General features: G+C 58.5%; 17 protein-coding genes and 1 tRNA gene. 10 read left to right on the forward strand and 8 right to left on the reverse strand.

Annotated elements, in window-relative coordinates; genetic code table 11:
- The first annotated feature begins 2 nt into the window (after positions 1–2).
- The 5 genes from kduI to COL8621_RS09820 are packed head-to-tail and all read left to right on the forward strand — an operon-like array spanning position 3 to position 5,678.
- Complete coding sequence (kduI, locus tag COL8621_RS09800) at positions 3–827, forward strand: 5-dehydro-4-deoxy-D-glucuronate isomerase (RefSeq protein ID WP_093967199.1); 825 nt, start codon at positions 3–5, stop codon at positions 825–827.
- On the forward strand, positions 824–1,552 hold the full coding sequence (kduD, locus tag COL8621_RS09805) for a 2-dehydro-3-deoxy-D-gluconate 5-dehydrogenase KduD (protein WP_093967200.1): 729 nt from the start codon (positions 824–826) through the stop codon (positions 1,550–1,552). Before kduI ends, kduD begins: the two co-directional genes overlap by 4 nt.
- A complete protein-coding gene (locus tag COL8621_RS09810; RefSeq protein WP_235823832.1) occupies positions 1,542–2,978 on the forward strand; it encodes a mannitol dehydrogenase family protein in 1,437 nt (478 codons plus the stop codon). The genes kduD and COL8621_RS09810 overlap by 11 nt, the downstream gene beginning before the upstream one ends.
- Positions 2,975–4,162 carry a mannonate dehydratase gene (gene uxuA, locus COL8621_RS09815; protein WP_093967202.1) on the forward strand — a complete coding sequence of 396 codons (1,188 nt, stop codon included), beginning with the start codon at positions 2,975–2,977 and terminating at the stop codon, positions 4,160–4,162. The genes COL8621_RS09810 and uxuA overlap by 4 nt, the downstream gene beginning before the upstream one ends.
- Complete coding sequence (locus tag COL8621_RS09820) at positions 4,155–5,678, forward strand: UxaA family hydrolase (protein ID WP_093967203.1); 1,524 nt, start codon at positions 4,155–4,157, stop codon at positions 5,676–5,678. Before uxuA ends, COL8621_RS09820 begins: the two co-directional genes overlap by 8 nt.
- 170 nt (positions 5,679–5,848) lie before the next feature.
- On the opposite strand, the gene COL8621_RS09825 is transcribed toward COL8621_RS09820, so the two are convergent.
- The 7 genes from COL8621_RS09825 to pdxH all read right to left on the reverse strand — a co-directional run bounded on the left by COL8621_RS09825 (position 5,849) and on the right by pdxH (position 14,191).
- Positions 5,849–9,523 carry a vitamin B12-dependent ribonucleotide reductase gene (locus COL8621_RS09825; protein ID WP_093967204.1) on the reverse strand — a complete coding sequence of 1,225 codons (3,675 nt, stop codon included), beginning with the start codon at positions 9,521–9,523 and terminating at the stop codon, positions 5,849–5,851.
- Between the two features lie 468 nt (positions 9,524–9,991).
- Positions 9,992–11,095 (reverse strand): hypothetical protein, encoded by a 1,104-nt coding sequence (locus COL8621_RS09830; RefSeq protein ID WP_093967205.1) that lies wholly within the window; start codon positions 11,093–11,095, stop codon positions 9,992–9,994.
- A 102-nt stretch (positions 11,096–11,197) separates the two neighbouring features.
- Positions 11,198–11,274: transfer RNA gene (locus COL8621_RS09835), tRNA-Pro, on the reverse strand.
- 48 nt (positions 11,275–11,322) lie between these two features.
- Entirely contained in the window at positions 11,323–12,414 is a 1,092-nt protein-coding gene (locus COL8621_RS09840) for a hypothetical protein (protein ID WP_141137872.1), read from the reverse strand.
- Between the two features lie 55 nt (positions 12,415–12,469).
- Entirely contained in the window at positions 12,470–12,961 is a 492-nt protein-coding gene (locus COL8621_RS09845) for a DUF192 domain-containing protein (protein WP_093967207.1), read from the reverse strand.
- Positions 12,922–13,467 (reverse strand): cold-shock protein, encoded by a 546-nt coding sequence (locus tag COL8621_RS09850; RefSeq protein ID WP_093967208.1) that lies wholly within the window; start codon positions 13,465–13,467, stop codon positions 12,922–12,924. Before COL8621_RS09850 ends, COL8621_RS09845 begins: the two co-directional genes overlap by 40 nt.
- A gap of 118 nt (positions 13,468–13,585) precedes the next feature.
- Entirely contained in the window at positions 13,586–14,191 is a 606-nt protein-coding gene (pdxH, locus tag COL8621_RS09855) for a pyridoxamine 5'-phosphate oxidase (protein ID WP_093967209.1), read from the reverse strand.
- A gap of 139 nt (positions 14,192–14,330) precedes the next feature.
- On the opposite strand from pdxH, the gene fabI reads away from it, so the two are divergent.
- From fabI to trpE, 5 genes are all read left to right on the forward strand, one after another.
- The gene (gene fabI / locus COL8621_RS09860; protein WP_093967210.1) at positions 14,331–15,164 is read left to right on the forward strand and encodes an enoyl-ACP reductase FabI; all 834 of its coding nucleotides are present in this window, start codon (positions 14,331–14,333) and stop codon (positions 15,162–15,164) included.
- A gap of 2 nt (positions 15,165–15,166) precedes the next feature.
- Positions 15,167–15,670: a xanthine phosphoribosyltransferase gene (gene gpt, locus COL8621_RS09865; RefSeq protein ID WP_093967211.1), complete on the forward strand. Its 504-nt coding sequence runs from the start codon at positions 15,167–15,169 to the stop codon at positions 15,668–15,670.
- Positions 15,671–15,756: 86 nt separating this feature from the next.
- Positions 15,757–16,935: an aminotransferase gene (locus COL8621_RS09870; RefSeq protein WP_093967212.1), complete on the forward strand. Its 1,179-nt coding sequence runs from the start codon at positions 15,757–15,759 to the stop codon at positions 16,933–16,935.
- A 69-nt stretch (positions 16,936–17,004) separates the two neighbouring features.
- Positions 17,005–18,840, forward strand: a complete 1,836-nt coding sequence (locus COL8621_RS09875; RefSeq protein WP_093967213.1) for a peptidyl-prolyl cis-trans isomerase — start codon at positions 17,005–17,007, stop codon at positions 18,838–18,840.
- 7 nt (positions 18,841–18,847) lie between these two features.
- The gene (gene trpE / locus COL8621_RS09880) at positions 18,848–20,362 is read left to right on the forward strand and encodes an anthranilate synthase component I (RefSeq protein WP_093967214.1); all 1,515 of its coding nucleotides are present in this window, start codon (positions 18,848–18,850) and stop codon (positions 20,360–20,362) included.
- 100 nt (positions 20,363–20,462) lie between these two features.
- Here the strand turns inward: trpE and COL8621_RS09885 are convergent, their stop codons facing one another.
- The gene (locus COL8621_RS09885; RefSeq protein ID WP_176438472.1) at positions 20,463–21,947 is read right to left on the reverse strand and encodes a divergent polysaccharide deacetylase family protein; all 1,485 of its coding nucleotides are present in this window, start codon (positions 21,945–21,947) and stop codon (positions 20,463–20,465) included.
- Between the last annotated feature and the right edge of the window lie 78 nt (positions 21,948–22,025).

Raw genomic sequence — 22,025 nt, forward strand, 5'->3', positions numbered from 1 at the left:
CCATGCTGACTGTTGAAACACGCCACGCCATTGACCCGAACACCGCCAAAGGCCTGGACACCACCGAACTGCGCGAACATTTCCACATCAGCGGCCTGTTCGTGGAAGGTGAAATTCGGCTGACTTATACCCATTACGACCGCATGATCGTTGGGGGCGCTGTGCCCGGTTCGGGCGAACTGGTGCTGGATCACGTTGCAGAATGCGGCACGGCATCTGTTCTGGATCGTCGCGAAATGGCGGTTCTGAATGTCGGTGACACGGGCACTGTGGCTGCGGGTGGCGAAAGCTATTCGATGAACCGCGGCGATGTGCTGTATCTTGGCATGGGTTCTGGCCCGGTCACATTCTCGGGCCCCGGTCGGTTCTACATCCTGTCCGCGCCTGCGCACGCCACCTACCCTTCGCGGCTTGTGACGATTGCAGAGGCCGCCAGCTTCCGCACCGGCGCGCCGGAAACCGCGAACGACCGCACCATCTATCAGTTTGTGCACCCAGAGGTGATGGAATCCTGCCAGCTGGTCGTGGGCTATACCCAGTTCCACGGTGGCTCTGTCTGGAACACCATGCCTGCCCACCTGCATGACCGCCGGATGGAGGCGTACCTCTACTTCGATCTGGACCCAGCCAACCGTGTGTTCCACTTCATGGGTCGCCCTGATGAAACCCGCCACCTTGTCATGCAAAACGAAGAGGCCGTCGTATCCCCCCCGTGGTCGATCCACTGTGGCGCGGGCACGGGCAGCTATACGTTCTGCTGGGCGATGGCCGGTGACAACGTCGATTACCGCGATGTCGAAATGGTCGGCATGGAGGAGCTGCGTTGAGCGCCTTTTCCCTTTCGGGCCAAACGGCCCTTGTGACCGGTGCCAACACAGGCATCGGTCAAGCCATCGCCGCCGCGCTTGGCCGCGCGGGGGCAACGGTGATTTGCGCCGGTCGTTCCTCTTGTGCGGAAACCGTTGGCATGATCCCCGGTTCGCGCGAAATGACGTTGGATTTTGCGGATCCCATGGCTGCGCGTGACGTGTTCGCCGATGAAAAGATCGACATCCTGGTCAACAACGCCGGGATCATCCGCCGCGACGACGCCATCGATTTCACCGAAGCCGACTGGGACGAGGTGATGGATGTGAACCTGAAGGCGGTCTTTTTCACTTGTCAGGCGTTCGGCAAGGCCGCGCTTGCGCGTGGCACGGGCGGCAAGATCGTCAACATCGCGTCGCTTTTGTCGTTTCAGGGCGGCATTCGCGTGCCATCCTATACCGCGTCGAAACATGGCGTTGCGGGGATCACCAAGCTGTTGGCCAACGAATGGGCCGCCAAGGGGATCAACGTGAACGCCATCGCGCCTGGTTACATCGAAACCAACAACACAGAAGCCCTGCGCGCCGATCCCGTGCGCAACAACGCCATTCTGGAGCGTATTCCAGCGGGCCGTTGGGGCAAGGCAGATGACATTGGTGAAACGGCTGTTTTCCTGTCGTCGCGCGCTGCGAATTACATCCACGGTGCGGTCCTTAACGTTGACGGAGGCTGGCTTGCCCGCTGATCTTCCCCGCCTTGCGCCCACTGGCGATGCCCGCCCCGCGGTGGGTATCGTCCACCTTGGCCTTGGTGCGTTTTTTCGCGCCCACGGTGCCATTTACATTGCCGAGGCGATTGCCGCCAAAGGTGGTGAATGGGGCATCCTTGGCGTTAGCCTGAAAAGCCCCGGCACTCGCGACCTGCTGCGCCCGCAGGGGTTTGCCTATACGGCGGTCGAACTGGCGCCGGACGGCACTAAGCCCCGTGTGGTCGAAGTGGTGCGCGACGTGCTTGTCGCCCCCGAAGACCCACAGGCCGTGCTGAACGAAATGGCCGACCCGGCGGTCAAGATTGTTACCCTGACGGTGACCGAAAAAGGGTACTGCCACGAACCCAGCACCGGTGCCTTGAATCTGGCCCATCCCGATATTCAGCACGACCTGTCCAACCCGCTGCCCCAATCCGCGCCCGGCTTTTTGGTGCGCGCGCTGGATATGCGGCGCAAGGCGGGCATGCGCCCCTTCACGGTGATGACCTGCGATAACCTGCCTGAAAACGGCCGCGTGGTGCGTGGCGTGGTGCTGGAACTGGCCCGTGCCATCGACCCCGCGCTTGCCGACTGGATCGCAGCCGAGGGACGCTTCCCGGCCACCATGGTTGACCGCATCGTTCCCGCCACCAAACCCGAAGATGTGACCGAACTGGCCACCTTGACCGGGTATGACGACCAAGCCCCGGTGATGCACGAACCCTTCCGCCAATGGGTGATCGAAGATGACTTCGTCGATAACGCCCGCCCCGATCTGGGCGCCGTCGGTGCGCAGTTGGTGCAGGATGTAACCGCGTTCGAACATATGAAGCTGCGGATGCTGAACGGCACGCACTCATCGCTTGCCTATCTTGGCTATCTGGCCGGGCATGAAACCATCGCCGATACGGTCGCCGACCCGGTGTTCGCCCGTTTCGTGCGTCACCTGTGGCAGGCCGAAATTATTCCGGCCCTTATGCCCCCACCGGGCGAAGATCTGAACGCTTATGCCAACGCGCTGTTTGACCGCTATGCCAACCCCGCGATCCGCCACCGCACATGGCAGATTGCGATGGATGGCAGCCAGAAACTGCCGCAACGCATTCTTGGCACGTTGTCGGAAAACCACGCGGCTGGACGATCCAGCCCGGGCCTGACCCTCGCCGTGGCGGCGTGGATGCGATACGTCGGCGGCGTTGATGAGAACGGCCAGCCAATTGATGTGAAAGACCCGCTGGCCGACAAGCTGCGCGCGCTTTCGGATGGGGCTGACACCGGCGCCGACAAGGTTCGCGCCCTGCTGTCTGTGCGCGATGTGTTTTCCGCCGAACTGGCCAAAACAATCGCCGATGACGTGATCGCCGCCTATTCCATGCTTGAACAAAATGGCGCAAGCGCCGCAGCCCAAGAGGTTTCTAAATGAAGGAAAGCTGGCGCTGGTACGGCCCTTTCGACAAAATCCGCCTGCCTGAAATCGCCCAGACCGGCGCGACCGGCATCGTCAACGCCCTTCACGAAGTCCCCTATGGCGAGGTCTGGAGCCGCGAGGCGATTGCCGACCGCGCAGGTGAAATTCGCGCCGCCGGGTTTGAGTGGTCCGTTGTTGAAAGCCTGCCCATCCACGAACGCATCAAACGCGGCGATGGCGATCTTTCCGCGCTGTTCGCGAATTACCGGCAATCCATGGCCAACCTTGCCGCCGAAGGGGTAACGACGATCTGTTACAACTTCATGCCGCTGCTGGACTGGACCCGCACAGATTTGACCGCCCCCGTTACGGGCGGTGGCACCTGCCTGCGCTATTCCGCCCCGCGCATGGCCGCGTTTGAGCTGCACATGCTGGGCCGCGCCGAAGCCGAGGCCGATTACCCCGAAGACGTGCGCCAAGCCGCCGCAATCTGGTTTCAACAATCGACAGAGGCCGACCGCAACCAGTTGCTGATGTCGATCATGTCGGGCCTTCCCGGTGCCTATGACCGCTATGATGTGGCGGGGCTGCGCGATGCGTTGACCCTTTATGACGGGCTTGGCCAAGACGCGCTTCGCGACAATTACAAACGGTTCCTAGAGGAAGTCATCCCCACCGCAGAAGAGTTGGGAATGCGTCTGTGCGTGCACCCGGATGACCCGCCGCGCGACATTCTGGGCCTGCCGCGTATTGTCTCGGACGTCAATGATATCAAATGGATAATGGGCGCAGTTGATAGCGTCGCAAACGGGCTAACGCTGTGCTCGGGCTCGCTTGGGGCGAACCCGGCGAACGACGTTCCGGCGATTGCGAAACAATTCGCAGACCGCATCCATTTCGCCCATCTGCGCAACGTGGCCAAAGACCCAGACGGATCGTTTGAAGAGGCCGCGCATCTGGACGGCGACACCGATATGGTCGCCCTGATCGCCGTGCTGTTGAACGAAGAAAAGCGCCGTATCGCTGAAGGGCGCCGCGACGTGGAAATCCCGTTCCGCCCGGACCACGGCCACGAAATCCTGATGGACGCTGAACGCGGAACCCACCCCGGTTATCCGCTGATCGGGCGGTTGCGCGGCTTGGCCGAATTGCGCGGCGTGATCCGCGCTCTGTCCCACGAAGGCACGCAGCATGGCTGACCCGATCGTCCTGCACCCGTCCGACACCGTGGCGATTCTGCCCACGCGCGCCGCTGCGGGGGCGGATCCTTTGGGCCTTGGCACGCCGTTGCCGCGCAGCGTGGCCGGCGGGCACAAGATTGCCCGTGTTGCGATGCCGCAGGGTGCCGACATCACCAAGTTCGGCCAGATCATCGGAACCGCAACAGCACCAATCGCGGCGGGCGATCATGTGCACAGCCACAATTGCGCCTTTTCGGGCCACGACACCAACTATCAGATCGGTGCAGATCTGGCGGCTGCGCAGGCGGCAGTTCCGACGCTTGCCCCCCGAACCTTCATGGGGTTTCAACGCCCCAACGGACAGGTCGGAACGCGCAACTACATCGCGCTTTGCGCCACGGTAAACTGTTCGGCCACCGTCATTCGCCGCGCCGCGTTTGAGTTGGAAAACGAAGGTGCCTTGGACGCCTTTCCCAACGTCGATGGCGTCACGGCCTTTGCCCATGGCACCGGTTGCGGCATGGCCAGCTCTGGCCGCGGGTTTGAGATGTTGGACCGCGTGCTGTGGGGCCATGCCACCCACCCCAACGTCGGCGCGGCCGTCTTTGTCGGGCTGGGCTGCGAGGTGATGCAGGTCGCCCGGATGCAACAAAACGCCGGTGCGGATGGTGGCGAACGGTTTCATTTCCTGACGATTCAAGACACCGGGGGCACCCGCGCCACGATCGACGCGATCAAGGCTAAGGTGTTGGAATTGCTTCCCCTAGCCAACCAATCCACCCGAACGCCCTGCCCCGCGTCAGCGCTAAAACTGGCGCTGCAATGCGGCGGTTCCGACGGGTATTCCGGGCTGACGGCCAACCCGGCCCTTGGCTTTGCATCCGACCTGTTGGTTGGGCTGGGCGGTACTGTCGTCTTGTCGGAAACGCCCGAAATTTTCGGGGCCGAGCAACTGCTTTTGCGCCGCGCGGCCGACCCTGCACAGGCGCAGCGCCTGATCGATTGCATCACGTGGTGGGAGGAGTACACCACGATGAACGGAGGCTCGATGGATAACAACCCATCGCCGGGCAACAAACAGGGCGGGCTGACCACCATTCTGGAAAAATCGCTCGGGGCGGTGGCCAAGGCGGGGTCCACCCCGTTGACCGCCTTCTATGACTACGCCGAACAGATCACGCAGCCCGGTTTCGTGTTTATGGACACGCCGGGATATGATCCGGTATCCGCCACCGGCCAAATTGCAGGCGGCGCGCAGGTGTTATGCTTTACCACCGGGCGTGGATCAGCCTTTGGGTCGAAACCCGCGCCAACGATAAAACTAGCCACGAATGACGCGCTGTTTGCTGCGATGCCGGACGACATGGATATCAACTGCGGCGATATCCTAAGCCAAGGTATTTCGATCACGCAAAAGGGCGCGGATATTCTGGACAAGGTGCTGGCCGTTGCGTCAGGCGAAACCACCAAGTCCGAGGCTTTGGGCCTTGGCGATAATGAATTTGTCCCATGGCAGGTTGGCGCGGTGATGTAATCCCCGCCCAGCAAAAAAAAGAGCGCCCAGATGGGCGCTCTAAGTTTCGCTGATTAGGCTCACTCTTTATACCGCTCGGTTTGTTTGCCTGCGGCCCAATCCGCGCCTGGGGCGAGCGCACCCGCCCCGGAACCGTGTTGGTCGTATTACGCCCCGAAGGGCGCAATTCCTTAGCTGCAGCCGGATGTCCCGCCGCATGTGTTGCACTTCATGCAGGTGCCGTTGCGCACCAGCGTGTAGTTACCACAGTCACCACAAGGGTCACCTTCGTAGCCTTGCATCTTTGCCTTCGCACGGGCGTCCATGCCGACGGTCCCCGAGGCCAGCCCTGTCGTGGGTTGGTTGGCTTCTGGCACCAGCGTTTGCAATGTCGCCATCGGGTCAGCCGATGTATCCAGTGCCGTCGCACCAGAGCTGCCGCCTTGAAGCACGATCAATTCCTGTGGAACCCGCTTACGCAGATACCCGGTAGAGCTGATTTGCTTCAACACTTCCAATGACTTAGACGCAGTGCTTTCCGATGGCTCCTGAACGTTTGAAACGCCCTCTTCCTCGCCCCGGCCAACGTCATCAAAGGTGTGACCTTCGGGTTTGACATGGGCCAGATCGGTGCGGTCCAGATAGGACACAGCCAGTTCGCGGAAGATATAATCAAGGATCGACGTCGCATTTTTGATGCTGTCGTTGCCCTGAACCATGCCCGCCGGTTCGAACTTGGTGAAGGTGAACGCATCCACGAACTCTTCCAGCGGCACACCGTATTGCAGGCCAACCGACACCGCGATGGCGAAGTTGTTCATCATCGCGCGGAAGCCGGCCCCCTCTTTATGCATGTCGATAAAGATTTCGCCCAACGCGCCGCCTTCGTATTCGCCGGTCCGCAGGTAAACCTTGTGACCGCCAACGATGGCCTTCTGGGTGTACCCCTTCCGACGCTCGGGCAGTTTTTCACGGCCACGGGCGACTTCTTTAATGATCACCTTCTCGACGATCTTTTCAGCCAGAACGGCGGCCTTGTCCTGAGGCGAACCATTGGCGAGGATTTCTTCGGCTTCCTCGTCATCTTCGACCAGTGCAGCGGCCAGCGGCTGAGACAGCTTGGAGCCGTCGCGGTACAGCGCGTTCGCCTTGATACCCAGCGACCAAGACAGTTCATATGCCTTCTGGCAGTCTTCGATCGTTGCGTCGTTCGGCATGTTGATCGTCTTGGAAATCGCACCCGAGATGAACGACTGGGCCGCGGCCATCATGTAGATGTGGCTATCAACACTTAGGAAACGCTTACCTTTTTTGCCGCACGGGTTGGCGCAGTCAAAGATGTGGTAATGCTTGGGGTCCAGATGTGGTGCCCCTTCCAGTGTCATCGTACCGCAGACGTGATCGTTTGCTGCTTCGATGTCGGCCTTGGTGAAACCAAGGTGACGCAGAAGGTCAAACGACGGATCGTTCAGCTTTTCAGCCGGGATACCAAGATTGCCTGTGCAGAACTCTTCGCCCAGCGTCCACTGGTTAAAGACGAACCGGATGTCGAAGGCCGACGGCAGCGCCGCTTCGATTTTTTCCAACTCGTTCGCGCCAAAGCCGTGACCGATCAAGGATGTCGTGTTGATCGCAGGGCAGTTGCCGATGGACCCGTGGCCAACAGCGTAGCCCACAATCTCTTCGATCTGAGCGGAGCCATAGCCAAGCTTTTCAAGTGCCGCCGGAACCGACTGGTTGATGATCTTGAAGTAACCGCCGCCAGCAAGCTTCTTGAACTTCACCAGTGCGAAGTCAGGCTCGATCCCGGTGGTGTCGCAATCCATCACAAGGCCGATGGTGCCGGTCGGGGCAATCACGGTGGATTGCGCGTTGCGGTAGCCGTGCTTTTCACCCAGCGCCAGTGCTTCGTCCCATGCACCCATCGCCAGTTCGACAAGGCGCTTGTCAGGGCAGTTTGCGTGATCAAGCGCAACCGGCTTTACGTCCAGATCTTCGTAACCGTCTGTGTTGCCGTAGGCCGCATTGCGGTGGTTACGGATAACACGCAGCATGTGCTTGGCGTTGCGGTCATAGCTTGGGAAAGCACCCAGTTCAGAGGCAATCTCGGCCGATGTTGCGTAAGACACACCAGTCATGATTGCAGTCAGGGCACCGCCAAGGGCGCGGCCTTCGTCACTGTCATAGCCAAGGCCCATGTTCATCAGCAGACCACCGATGTTGGCATAGCCAAGACCCAGCGTGCGGAAGTCATAAGAAAGCTGCGCGATTTCCTTGGACGGGAACTGCGCCATCATCACGCTGATTTCCAGCGTCAGCGTCCAAAGACGCGAGGCATGCATGTATTCTTCGGCCATGAACTTGCCGTTCTTATAGAACGTCAGCAGGTTCATCGACGCCAGGTTACAGGCGGTATCGTCCAGGAACATATATTCGGAACATGGGTTCGATCCGCGGATCTGCCCATCTTCGGGGCATGTGTGCCATGCGTTAACGGTGTCGTGGTACTGAATGCCAGGATCGGCACAGGACCAAGCAGCGTGGCCGATCTGTTCCCACAGATCACGTGCTTTGATCGTCTTAGCAACCGAACCGTCGGTGCGGCGCAGCAGTTCCCAATCGTCGTCGTTTTCGACGGCCTTCAGGAAGGCGTCGGTCACGCGGACGGAGTTATTGGAGTTCTGACCAGAGACAGAGCTGTAAGCCTCGGAATCCCAGTCCGTGTCGTAGGTTGGGAATTCAATCGCGCTGTAGCCTTGCTTGGCGTAATCCAGAACCCGCTTTACGTAAGCCTCTGGGATCGCGACCTTTTTGGCCGAACGGATCGCCGTTTTCAGGCTTGGGTTCTTGGAAGGATCAACGGCATCTTCGCTGGAACCATCCCATTCACGGATCGCGCCAAAGATGTCGTTCAGATGCGCTTCGTGCATCTTGGAACCGGCAACAAGGGAGGCAACCTTTTGCTCTTCCTTGACCTTCCAGTTGATGAATTCTTCGATATCGGGGTGGTCCGCATCACAGATCACCATCTTAGCAGCGCGGCGTGTGGTGCCGCCCGATTTGATCGCACCAGCAGCACGGTCACCAATGCGCAAGAAGCCCATCAGGCCGCTGGATTTGCCACCGCCCGACAGCGCTTCGTTCGCGGCACGCAGCGAGCTGAAGTTCGTGCCAGTGCCGGAGCCATATTTGAACAGGCGCGCTTCGCGGACCCACAGGTCCATGATGCCGCCTTCGGAAACCAGATCATCCGCAACGGACTGAATGAAACAGGCGTGCGGCTGTGGATGCTCATACGCAGACTTGGAGCGCGTCAGCTTGCCGGTTTTATAATCGACGTAATAGTGGCCCTGCCCCGGACCATCGATGCCGTATGCCCAGTGCAGGCCAGTGTTAAACCACTGTGGGCTGTTTGGCGCCGCGCGCTGGGTCGCCAGCATATAGCGCATTTCGTCGAAATAGGCGCGAGCGTCTTCCTCGTCGGTGAAATAGCCACCCTTCCAGCCCCAATAGCACCAAGCACCCGCCAAACGGTCGAACACTTGCTTAGAGGACGTTTCGCCAACAAAGCGTTCCTCTTCAGGCAGGCTTTCCAGCGCCTTGTCGTCAGGCACCGAACGCCACAGAAACTCTGGCACGCCTTTTTCTTTGACGGCCTTCAAACGTGCAGGAACGCCCGCCTTGCGGAAGTATTTCTGCGCGATAACGTCCGAGGCAACCTGGCTCCAAGTTGTTGGAACTTCGACGTTATCCAGGCCGAAAACGATGGTCCCATCGGGGTTGCGAATTTCGGATGCAGTAAAGGTAAATTCCAAAGCGCCGTAGGCACCGGTATCTGCTTTTGTGAATTTCCGTTCGATTTTCATTTTCTGCCCCGTCGCAACTCTTTTGTTCACACCCAAGGCAGACCGAACGCAGCGCCCTACCCATCAAATTCTGCCTGCGGCAAAGAAACAAAGCACCCTGTCGCAGAAATGATACTGCGATCAAAAGACCCGACGGTCCCCCGTGGTCTTGTGTCTGATAACTGTGTCCCCGCCCCGTCACGGCACAAAATGTTGTGCTACTCCGTTCGGCTCACACAATGTGTACGTTAGTGGCCCAAGCGGTCAACGGAAAAATTTGAAGTTTCCACCTATTTTTTTCCTTGACCTGACAGATGCCTAGGCGTCCGAAAGCCCCGCCAATGATTCATCCACAATCGAACAAAATCTCAGTTTGACGCGCGCGTTTCCGGAAAAACCAAAACAACATATTGGGTTAGCCGAAAACACTAAGAGATTGCCAGAACATTAACTTTTGCCCTCTGCCCCGGATCACCGGATGGGTAGCCTTCACCGGTGAGCACGTAACAGCGATGCAACAGTGTAATACGCTGAAAGGATATTTCTGCGGGCTTTAGGCAGTTGATCATAGGGCGTGAAAGGCTTTGCGCCGATCGCTTCGCGCACGCGCAACGCCACTATATGTTGTTTTTGCCAATGCAGGAACGCCGCCTCGGCACTTGCTTGCGCGTCGTCAGACCATTCAATCGGGCGCGCATTGCCCAAGTCGTCTGCCCAGAAATCAGCGTGCGAGAATCCCTTTAGCGACTCACGAACGAACGCGGCGCGCGCGGCGGCCGAATCCCAGAACATTTCTTTGGCGCCGCTTTTGAACACCTCGTCGCCTTCTGGCGACAACCCGAACGCCCATCGACGGCTGATCGCCTGCGCATCAAGGTCGGTTTCTTGTTTTGCCCGCAACAGCCACAGCGCGGCCCGGTCTGAAACGCCTTGGCGCACCGGGTCAGACTGAAAGCTATCCGACAGGGTCAGCCCGTGATCGGCAAAGAAACCGGCGATCAGCCCCCTCTTGGTCAGTGCCTCGAAGCTGAAGACATCGGTCTTGGGAAAACGGGTTTCAAAGTCATTTAACCGATCCGCATATTGAAAGACCCGCGCACGCCCCTGAAGGAAGTCAGGAAAATCCTGCTTCATGCTGTTCGATGTAACGTTTTCTTTGAACAACGATGACGCAAAACTATCGGGCCGCCGGAAATACAATGAGACCCGCGTATCAAAGCAATCGAAATACTCGGCCACGCGATCCAGATATACGCGGCGGCGCTCCTCGTAATCCTCTGGCGCACCAGCGGTTTCGAAACCGCGCCGATCAAAATGGCGATAGAAGGGTTCGGCGCTTATGACAATCCGGTCACACGGCGCATTCAGCAGCCGTGCGCGGTAGGCGGCCAGACCGGCCTGATCTTCGTCGTTAAATCGCGCAAGCGCGTGAGAAACCCCATGCTGCGCATAGCGCGTTCCCTTCACCTGATCAAAACCGGTGTCATAGAGGACGCCTTGGCGCAAAAGCGCGTCACGCTCTGCAAACAGCGCGTGCTGAATCGCGGTGGTGCCCGTCTTGTGCGTTCCAACGTGAAGAAGAAGCTGCTTCAATTTAAGTCCTCACTAAGCCGAAGAACCCAATTGGTGCGGGTGCTTGATTGCGTGAAAGCAATCAGCACATCATTCATAAAGACATCATGAAAGCTTTATAAATGGTCGGGACGGCAAGATTCGAACTTGCGACCTACGGTACCCAAAACCGTCGCGCTACCAGGCTGCGCTACGCCCCGAACGAGGGCACTCCTAACGATCATGATCGGGAATGAAAAGAGCAAAAATCAGCTTTCGCCACGCAAAATTAATCTTACCCCATCAACAGCACGTCCCAGAGCGCGGATTGGCGCAGGAACGGCAGTATCAGGATCGTATGGCGCCAGGCCAACAAGCTCACGAAAGATTTGTGAACCCTTTTTTGTAACGCGCCAGTGTTGATAGGCGGCCTCGGCCTGTGCGTGTTGATCATCCGACCACGCATAGGAAATGATTGGGTCTGTTGGCTTTTGCCAAAAGTCCGGACGAGAGAAACCATCAACCGCCAGATCCCAAAGTGCATCACGTTGCTGGGTCGATGACCAGAAACTGGCCCCTTTTTCGTGCTGGAACACTTGCGCGCCAGAATCACTTAGCGCGAATTGCCAACGGCGGCGCAGTTCGCGCTTGTCCGGCATCTGGTCCCGCTTGATCTGCGCCATCCAAAGTGCTGCGGGGACGGAGATGCCGCTGCGGACCTGACCTTTGCTTTCAAGCGGCGTTAGCTCTGGCAGACCGTGATCCTGAAGGAATGCGGTTAACACCCCGCGACGAAGCTGATCTTCGAAGCTGAAAACCATGCAGGACCCAAAGGTTGCGACAAACTCTGCCTCGCGCTCGGCATAACGAAAACGCGCCGAAAACCGTGTTATGCAATCCTCAAATGACCCTTTGAAAGGACCGCTAGCGATGTGTTCCTTGTAAAAGGACTCGGCAAAACCGTCCGGCCGCCGGAACACTAACGAAGGCGTTGGCGCGAACTCTTCGAAATACGCGCCGATCCGTTTCATATACACCGCGCGGGCGGCGTCGGGATTGTCACACCCTTTCGCCGCGTGGCGATAAAACGCTTCCGCGCTGATCAGGATGTCTTTCCCGTCATCGTAATGTTTGCGAAGCTTGGCGTGATATTTGTCTAACAAGCGCCGGTCGTCATCGGTCCAGTTGGCCAAGGCATGCGCGATGTGGTGATGCGCCCGTAATGTCCCGCCGAAGATATCCTCTCCGGTGTCATAAACGACGCCGTTGGCGGCAAGCTCTTTCCGGCGCGCGTAAAGAAAACGTTGAACCGCCGTGGTTCCCGTTTTGTGAGTGCCTGCATGAAGAATGAACCGTGGCACGGCTAAATCCCCGACCAAACAGGCAAGGCACAAGCCTCAAACGCTATTGGCGAATTCAGTCGCAGGGCCACGCTGCCCCCGATGGATCAAATGCGGGATGGCGCACCGCAGAACCGACCTCGATGCCGATCTTGCGCGCCAAGCCGCCGTTGATTTCCAACACGGCTTGAATCCCTCTCCCGCCATTAATGACAGTGCGATCTTTTGGTATGGCGTTTTCATGAATACGCGCAACACGGCCGTCCGGCCCGATAAACAGCATATCCAGTGGGATGAGCGTATTCTCCATCCAGAAAGCCACACTCCGGGGGCTTTCGTATAGGAAAAGCATTCCGTGGCTAAGCGGAAGCGTTTCGCGGAACATAAGACCGCGTGCCTGTTCTTCTGGGTCGTCGGCGATTTCGACTGAAAATCGCGCTTGCCCCCAATCGCCTTTCAAATCGACGATTGCCTCATTGCATTGCGCAAAGAGAGGCCCGCCGAACAGGCAGGCGGTCACAGCGAGTATTAGCTGCTTGGTGCGTCTTCTGAAATTGCGCTTTCCCATGAACTTACCGTCGTTGCCATGCGGCCTCGTTTGCCGTCAACCACGCGAAGGCAAACAGCCTCCCCCGGTTGCAGATCCGCCAGACCGGATCGGCGCAAGACCTCAATGTGTACGAATACATCATCGCCGCTGCCAAAGACATTTGCAAAGCCAAAGCCTTTGCCTTTGTCGAACCATTTCACACGCGCTGGTTCCAGCGGGGTCGATGCAAGTTCTTCTAGATCAGCATCCGCGAAATCCTCCAGAGCGGAACCAACGATTCCCTCGGGCGGATCGATACGCAGGACTTGAGTAGCTTGCATCCCGCGTTCAGTTTCTTGGATAACAATTTCAATGCCGGCAGAATCCGCCACAGAACTTTGTCCAAAGTTCCGCAGCACATTCGCGTGCAAAAGTATGTCGGCCCCTCCCTCGTCGGAAACAACAAATCCGAAACCTTTAGTAGGGTCGAACCATTTGACACGGCCCATTACCGTGCGCATGACGTCTTCGTCCTGTTCGCTCATAGTTTGTATCACGTTTTTTACTCAGCTTCCCCGCGTTCTGTTGTGACAGACCACGCTGAGACTGCAAGCCAAAATTTGCTTTTTCAGTCAATGTGTTGCCATTCACGAAGCGTGAATATCACGGGTTTAACCGCTGAATTTCCCATTCCGCACCTAGGGTTTCGCGCCGCCAACGGAACCGATCATGCAACCGGAAGGCGCCATCTGCCCAAAATTCTATCTCGGTGGGGCATAACCTATAACCACCCCAAAACGTTGGTCTTTCTAACGCCGTCCCTCGCAAAGCGGTTGCACGTGCAACCTCCGCCAACAGAGCCGAACGCGACTCTAGAGGTTGTGATTGGCGTGACGCCCAAGCCCCGAGCCTGCTCTTCAAAGAGCGCGACGCAAAATAAGCGTCAGCTTTCGGGCCTTCTTCTCTTTTTACAATGCCGCGCACGCGAATTTGCCTGCGCAGCGACTTCCAATGTAACACAAACGCCGCTTTTCCGGCGGATTCTATTTCTTCTGCCTTAGCGCTACCGTAATTCGTATAAAATACAAAGGCTTCTTCTTCGATTTCCTTAAGAAGGACCATCCGCGCATTTGGCATACCAGATGCGTCGACCGTCGACAGCGCGATGGCGTTGGGGTCGTTAGGCTCTGACGCCTCGGCCTCGGTCAGCCATTTTCTTGCCAAGACGAACGGATCGTCGCCAGCAAAAATACCGTTTCGTTCTGACATTTGCTTCTCCCCAGCCCTTTTCGCGTCTACGGTCAATCACCTAACCGGTCAACATTGTCGCCCATGCCGTTTCGCTTGATGGCGGCCCTGCTTTGGCCTAAACGGTTGGCACTCTAGAAAAGTTGTTGAGGGGCGGCGAATGTCAACAAAACTTATGGACGGCAAGCGCGGACTCATTATGGGCCTCGCGAATGACAAATCCATCGCGTGGGGAATCGCGAAAGCCTGTGCTGAACATGGCGCAGAGCTGGCGTTTTCATACCAAGGTGAGCAGCTGAAAAAGCGCGTCGGCCCGCTGGCGCAGCAAGTTGGTTCCGATCTTATTCTGGAATGCGATGTGGCCGACGAAGACTCGGTCGATCGTCTTTTCGACGAGTTGGAGAAGACATGGGGCAAGCTGGACTTCGTTGTTCACGCCATCGGCTTTTCCGACAAGGGCGAACTGCGCGGGCGTTACGTTGACACCAGCCGCAGCAACTTTGCGATGACGATGGACATCTCGGTCTATTCGTTCACTTCGATTGTGCGCCGCGCCGAAAAGATGATGACAGATGGCGGGTCTTGCCTGACGCTTACGTATTACGGCGCCGAACAGGTGATGCCGCATTACAATGTGATGGGTGTTGCCAAGGCCGCGCTGGAAGCATCGGTGAAATATCTGGCCGAAGATTTGGGCAAGGATAACATCCGGGTCAACGCGATCTCTGCCGGGCCGATCAAAACGCTGGCTGCGTCTGGCATTGGCGATTTCCGCTATATCCTTAAGTGGAACGAGCTTAACTCGCCCCTGCGCCGCAATGTAACACAGGACGAAGTCGGTAAGTCAGCTGTATACCTTCTGTCTGACCTTGGCTCTGGCGTGACGGGTGAGAACCTGCATGTGGATGCCGGTTACCATGTTGTCGGCATGAAGGCGGTTGATGCGCCCGATATTGATGCAGTAACAGGCCGCAAGAACGGTAACGGAGAGTAAAGATGAGCGACCGCCTGCCCCATGAAAAAGGGTTCCACATAAGCTGGGACCAAATTCACCGTGACAGCCGCGCGCTTGCGTGGCGGTTGGATGGGCACGGGCCTGACGATGGGGCATGGCGGGCCATCGTGGCGATCACGCGCGGCGGCATGGCCCCCGCGATGATCATCGCACGCGAATTGGATGTGCGGGTGATCGATACGATTTCCGTGAAATCCTATAACCATCAGGAACAGATGGACGCGAAGGTGCTGAAAGCGCCCGACCCTGAAATCGTGGGCGATGGAACCGGCATTCTGGTGATCGACGATCTGGTGGACAGCGGCAAAACGCTGGAACTGGTACGTGAACTTTACCCCAACGCCCATTTTGCAACGGTTTACGCCAAGCCCAAGGGTCGCCCGCTGGTGGACACGTTCATCACCGAAGTCAGCCAAGACACGTGGATCTTTTTCCCATGGGATATGGCCTTGCAATACGTCGAACCTTACCGCGGTAAAGACTAACCCCTAATCCCGCTCTTGCAGGCGCGCGGAACCGGTGCTCAGATGCGCCCGAACCCGACGCGCCAAACGAGCGAGGATTGCCGCGAATGCCCCTACTTCTGAATCCAAACCTAGCCGCAACCTTCCCACCCCCGGTGATGGAGGCGCGGCGCTGGTTGGAAGGGGTGGACTTTCCCGCAGATCGCCCGCTGCTGAACGTCAGTCAGGCCGCACCGGTTGACCCACCGCCGCAAGCCCTGCGCGAAGCGATCGCCGATGTTGTTCTGAACACCCCAGAGGCGCATCTTTACGGGCCCGTGCTTGGCCTGCCCGAATTGCGCGCCCGCGTTGCGGCTGACTGGTCTAAGGCCTATGGCGGCACGATCGACCCCTCTCAGGTTGCGATCACGTCGGGCTGCAACCAAGCCTTCAGCGCCACGATGGCGACGCTGGCCAAGGAAGGGGATGAGGTTATCCTGCCAACCCCCTGGTATTTTAACCATAAAATGTGGCTAGACATGACTGGAATAACGGCCGTTCCCCTTGCCACCGGGCCCAGCCTTATCCCCGATGTCAACGCCGCCGGCGCGCTGATTGGGCCACGTACCAAGGCCATTGTTCTGGTTACCCCCAACAACCCCGGTGGCGTTGAATATTCGGCCGAAACAGTCGCCGCGTTTTATCAACTGGCACAATCCCACGGTATCGCGCTGGTGGTGGATGAAACCTATCGGGATTTTGACAGCCGCGATGGCGCGCCACATGCGTTGTTTGAAGATCCCGATTGGGCCGACACGCTTATCCACCTTTATTCGTTCTCTAAGGCCTATCGGCTGACGGGGCATCGTGTTGGGGCGATGATTGCCTCCGAAGATCGCTTGGCCGAGGTCGAAAAGTTTCTGGATACCGTCGCCATCTGCCCTAACCAAATCGGCCAGCGTGCGGCACTGTGGGGTATGGAAAACCTTGGCCAATGGCTGGCTGGGGAACGGGACGAAATCCTGAACCGTCGCGCCGCAATCGAAGATGGCGCGCCCGCCCTGCCCGACTGGACCCTGTTGGGATGCGGTGCGTATTTCGCCTATATGGAACACCCGTTCGATATCCCATCGAACGAATTGGCGCAGAAACTGGTGCAAAACGCGGGCGTTCTTTTGCTGCCCGGCACCATGTTTACACCCGCCGATGACCCCGCCGGCGCGCGCCAATTGCGCATCGCATTTGCCAATATCGATGCAGCAGGAATTGCCACCTTGTTCAAACGGCTTGCAACCTTTGCCCCATGACGCTTGCGGCCCTTAAAGCAACCGCTTACACATCCACGACAGATTATCGCCAAGGAAGGATAAGTACCCATGGGTGTGGCTAAGAAAACCGGCAATGTCTTTGTGTGGATCATCCTTCTTTTGCTTATCGTTGGCCTTGGTGGCTTTGGCGTCAGCAACTTTGGTGGGTCCGTTCAAAGCATCGGCACCGTGGGTGACCAAGAGATCAGCGTGAATGATTATGCGCGCCAGCTTCAGCAAGACTTGCGCGCAGCCGAAGCCCAAACCGGCGAGCGTATGACAATCGCTCAGGCAGAGTCATTCGGCATTGTCGCCAACGCGCGCAGCCGCGTTATCACGACCGCCGCCTTGGATAACGAAGTCGCCCGCATGGGCGTTTCGGTTGGCGACACCGAAGTACAGCAGCAGGTTCTTGGCTATGACGCGTTCAAAGGGCTTGATGGCCGTTTCGACCGCGAGGCATATCGTTTCACCCTTCAGCAGAACGGCCTGACCGAACCTGAATTCGAAACGCAGATTCGCACCGAAACCGCCCGCACCTTGCTGCAGGGCGCGGTATTGGCTGGGATCAGTGCGCCAGAAAACTATAGCGACGTTGTGTACACATACCTTGGTGGGCGCCGCAGCTATTCGATGATCGAACTTAGCTCTGCCACGTTGGAAAGCCACATTGGCGCCCCTGACGATGCCACGCTGCAAGCCTATTACGAAGCCAACGCTCCGGCTTTCACCACGCCCGAGGCGAAGTCGCTGACCTATGTCTCGCTGACTCCTGAGACGATCCTTGGAACAATCGACGTGGACGCCGAAAAAGTGCGCGCGCTTTATGACGAACGCCTTAGCGAATACCAAAGCCCGGAACGGCGCTTGGTTGAACGTCTGGTTTACCCAACCCAAGAAGAGGCAGCCGCTGCCAAAGCCCGACTGGACGCAGGCGAAGCCCCGTTCGAAGCGCTGGTTCTGGAGCGCGGGCTAGAGCTTTCGGATGTTGATATGGGCGACGCGTCGCGCCAAGATCTGGGTGCCGCCGCTGACGCCGTGTTCGCGCTAGAGGCGCCCGGCATTGTTGGCCCTGTGGACACGAACCTTGGCCCTGCCCTGTTCCGCATGAATGCCATTCTGGCGGCTCAGGAAACCCCGTTCGAAGATGTGCGCGAAGAACTGGAAAGCGAACTGGCCCAAGATCGCGCCCGCCGCATCGTACAAGATAGCATCAGCGACATTGACGACCGTCTGGCCGCTGGCGCGACGCTGGAAGAGCTGGCCAATGAAACTGACATGGTGCTTGGCACCATCGACTTTTCGGCCACTGAAACCTCGGGCATCGCGGCCTATCCCGCATTCCGCGACGCCGCGCTTGCCGTCCAAGAAGGCGATTTCCCCGAAGTTATCGAACTTGACGACGGTGGCATTGCCGCCTTGCGCCTGGAAGAGATCAAGGCCCCAGAACTGCGCCCACTCGACGATGTCCGCGAAGAGGCGATCATCGGTTGGCAAACCCAAGAAACGGCAAGCCAGCTAACCGCCCAAGCCGAGGCGCTGAAAGCGCGGCTTGATGCGGGGACAACGATGCAAGGGCTGGAAATGACCGTTGAACAAGCCGAAGCTGTGACACGCGGTGGCGTAACCCCGCTAACCCTAAGTGATGCGGTGTTCGGTCTGGAAATCGGCGAAAGCACCATTGTCGATGCGGGTAAGACCGTGTTCTTGGTTCAACTGGACGATATCTTGCCACCGGACGCCGAAGACACGGCAACGGCTCAGCTGAAGACCGCGCTTGACGCACAGGCGGCGCAGGCGATCAGTCAGGACATCTTCGCCATGTTCGCGCAGGCCCTTCTTAACGATGCTGGCCTGACCCTGAATCAGGCGGCGATTAACGCCGTTCACGCACAACTCCCCTGAGGATACCATGGCAGGACTGACCCCATCGTTCGAGGCTTTCGAGGCCGAATATAACGCGGGCCGCAATCAGGTGGTCTATGCCCGGTTGGCAGCCGATCTGGACACGCCCGTCAGCCTGATGCTGAAACTGGCAGAGGCGCGCAAAGACAGCTTTATGCTGGAATCCGTTACTGGCGGCGAAGTGCGCGGGCGCTATTCCGTGGTTGGGATGAAACCCGATCTGATCTGGGAATGTCGCGGTACGGCAAGCCGGATCAATCGCCAAGCGCGTTTTGATCCCGACACGTTCGAAGACCTTCCCGGCAGCCCGCTTGACACACTGCGCGCGCTCATCGGTGAAAGCCGGATCGATATGCCCGACGGGTTGCCGCCCATAGCGGCGGGGCTGTTTGGTTACCTTGGCTATGACATGATCCGCCTTGTCGAACGCCTGCCCAACGTCAATCCAGACCCTCTTGGCCTGCCTGACGCGCTGATGCTGCGCCCATCGGTTGTGGCGGTTCTGGATGGCGTGAAGGGCGAAGTTACGGTTGTTTCACCGGCTTGGGCCGCTTCTGGTTTGTCCGCCCGCGCGGCCTATGCCCAAGCGGCAGAGCGCGTGATGGACGCCGTACGCGAAATGGAACGCTCAATTTCGGCGGCAACCCGTGATCTGGGTGAAGTCACGCCCGTTGGCGAACCTGTGTCGAACTTCACCAAAGCCGGCTATATGGAAGCGGTCGAAAAGGCCAAGGATTACATCCGAGCCGGTGACATATTTCAGGTCGTACCAGCCCAACGCTGGACACAGGATTTCAAGCTGCCGCCGTTTGCGCTTTATCGATCACTGCGGCGCACGAACCCGTCGCCGTTCATGTTCTTCTTCAATTTCGGTGGCTTCCAAGTGATTGGCGCCAGCCCCGAAATCCTTGTGCGGTTGCGCGAAGAAGAGGTCACAATTCGCCCAATCGCAGGCACCCGCCCCCGTGGCGCAACGCCCGAAGAAGACCGCGCCTTGGAAGCGGACCTTTTGGCCGACAAGAAAGAGCTGGCCGAACATTTGATGCTGCTTGATCTGGGCCGCAACGATGTTGGGCGCGTGGCCAAAATCGGCACGGTCAAACCGACCGAAGAATTTATCATCGAACGCTACAGCCACGTGATGCACATCGTGTCCAACGTGATCGGCGAAATCGCGGATGGCGAAGATGCACTTTCCGCGCTGCTTGCCGGTCTACCTGCGGGGACCGTGTCTGGTGCGCCAAAGGTGCGCGCGATGGAAATCATTGACGAGCTGGAGCCTGAAAAGCGCGGCGTTTACGGCGGCGGCGTCGGCTATTTCGCGGCGAATGGTGACATGGATATGTGCATCGCCCTTCGGACGGCTGTCTTGAAGGACGAAAAGCTTTATATTCAGGCCGGTGGCGGTGTTGTTTACGACAGCGACCCCGAAGCCGAATTTCAGGAAACCGTCAACAAATCCAAGGCGATTCGAATGGCCGCCGAAGATGCGGGGCTCTTTGCCCGCTCGGGCAACGAATAGGCTTTGCTGTTTCGCTAACCCATCGGCTTGGCAGACAATAGCGCCCCCTAGGGGGCGCTAAAAATAGGTGTCGCGCGGAACGCGCGTCCGTTTGGTTAGATCACTGGCCGCGCAAAATCGCCGAAATCGGGGCCATGGTCAGATCTGCCCCCTTGCCTTCCAGCGCCCAGGAAAACAGCGCCGTCACGGTTTCAGGATAGCTGTGACCAACCACAACCACCTGCCCATCCTGCGCTGCCTTGAATGCTCCGCGATCAAGATACCGGCGGATTGTAGAGCCAGCCTCTTGCTCGCCATCCAACACCCGGAACACAAGCGCCGACGGCACCTTCGCCGCCTGAGCCATCTTTTCGGCTGTGTTCAGTCCACGGTCATAGGTTACAACACCATGGCCGCTTTCGTCCAGCATCGCCATCAGCTGTGTCAGCAACGGGCGGTCAGACTGCAACGTACCCGCTTCGGCGTCCATAATCGCAACGCTTTCCGGCACACGCGACAGATAGGCCGACAGTGAAACTTCAAGGTCGCTAGGCTGCGCGCCTTCGGGCAGGCCCGTCATCAACAGCACAACCTCAAACCCTGCGGCGCGATAGTCGCGCATTGCCTGTTCGGCGTCGGGGCGTGATGCATCCACAGCAAAAGTCACTGGAAACGAGAATGTTTTCAGCGTTTCACGATCAAGCCCCTCTTCGCCTGCGTCGATCAGGATAACCGAAAAAAGCGGGCCGTCGCCTTCGGCTTCAAAAGGTGCGGCATACCGGGCAACCGCATCAAGATCAGCTGGGTCGGCGAACACTATTTCGCTTTCCTCTGCCTGTTGCGCGGCGTTTTCCCCGCCCACAGTGGGCAAGCGGCCTGTGCGTACATTGGGCAGCGCGATTTTATGGCCTGGCACGGGAACGCGGATCATGCTTGGCGTGGCTTCGGCCGCGATATTCGGTGCAACCCCGATGGGCGAGGTCGGGTTAATGCGACGTGCTGGCTGCGCTTCGGTCGAAGGTTCCAGCGGGCTTGTCGCGCCCGGAATCGGCAAAATCGGCGCTTCGCCGGTTGACGGGATCGTCGGGCTTGCATCCACGACGTCTGGCGCAACCATCACGCCGGTTGCTTCTGCGTCTGTCTGCGGGACCGACCCCGGCGCTGTGTCAGGCGCGGGCGGCGTTGCAATATCGGTGCTTGGCGTTGGCACAGCGGGGGCTGCGCCCGGCAATGCGGTTTGGTCCGTGCCGGGTATAATCGCCTCTCCCTCGGGCGGAGGGCGGTTGAATTCAGACCCCGGTGGCAGGTCGATTTCGCCTGTCTGGGGTGATTCTGTCGGGGCGCCTTCGGCCTCTGCTTCTGGGGCAGTCGGTGCCGCGTCAGGTGCGGGCGCGCGTTCCAGAGCTGGGGCTTGCGCCCCCGGTTCAGGCTCTTCTGGTTCGCCTTCGGGGTCTTCTTCGTCAGAGCCAGACCCAACCGGATTTGGCTCTACTTCGACGACAAGCCCTTGGTCTTCTTGCGGTAGGGGCGCAATAATTGACGCTGCTGACAATAGGACAACAACTGTTACGCCACCCGAAACGAGCCCTCTTACAAAGCCGCTCATCGATCTTGCCTCCGTCCATTCCGCCTGTTCAACCGGCGCTGGTTTCAATCCGCTCTGCCCTTGACCCCGGCACGCGGC

It is taken from the genome of Actibacterium lipolyticum (assembly GCF_900184935.1).
GTDB lineage: Bacteria > Pseudomonadota > Alphaproteobacteria > Rhodobacterales > Rhodobacteraceae > Actibacterium_A > Actibacterium_A lipolyticum.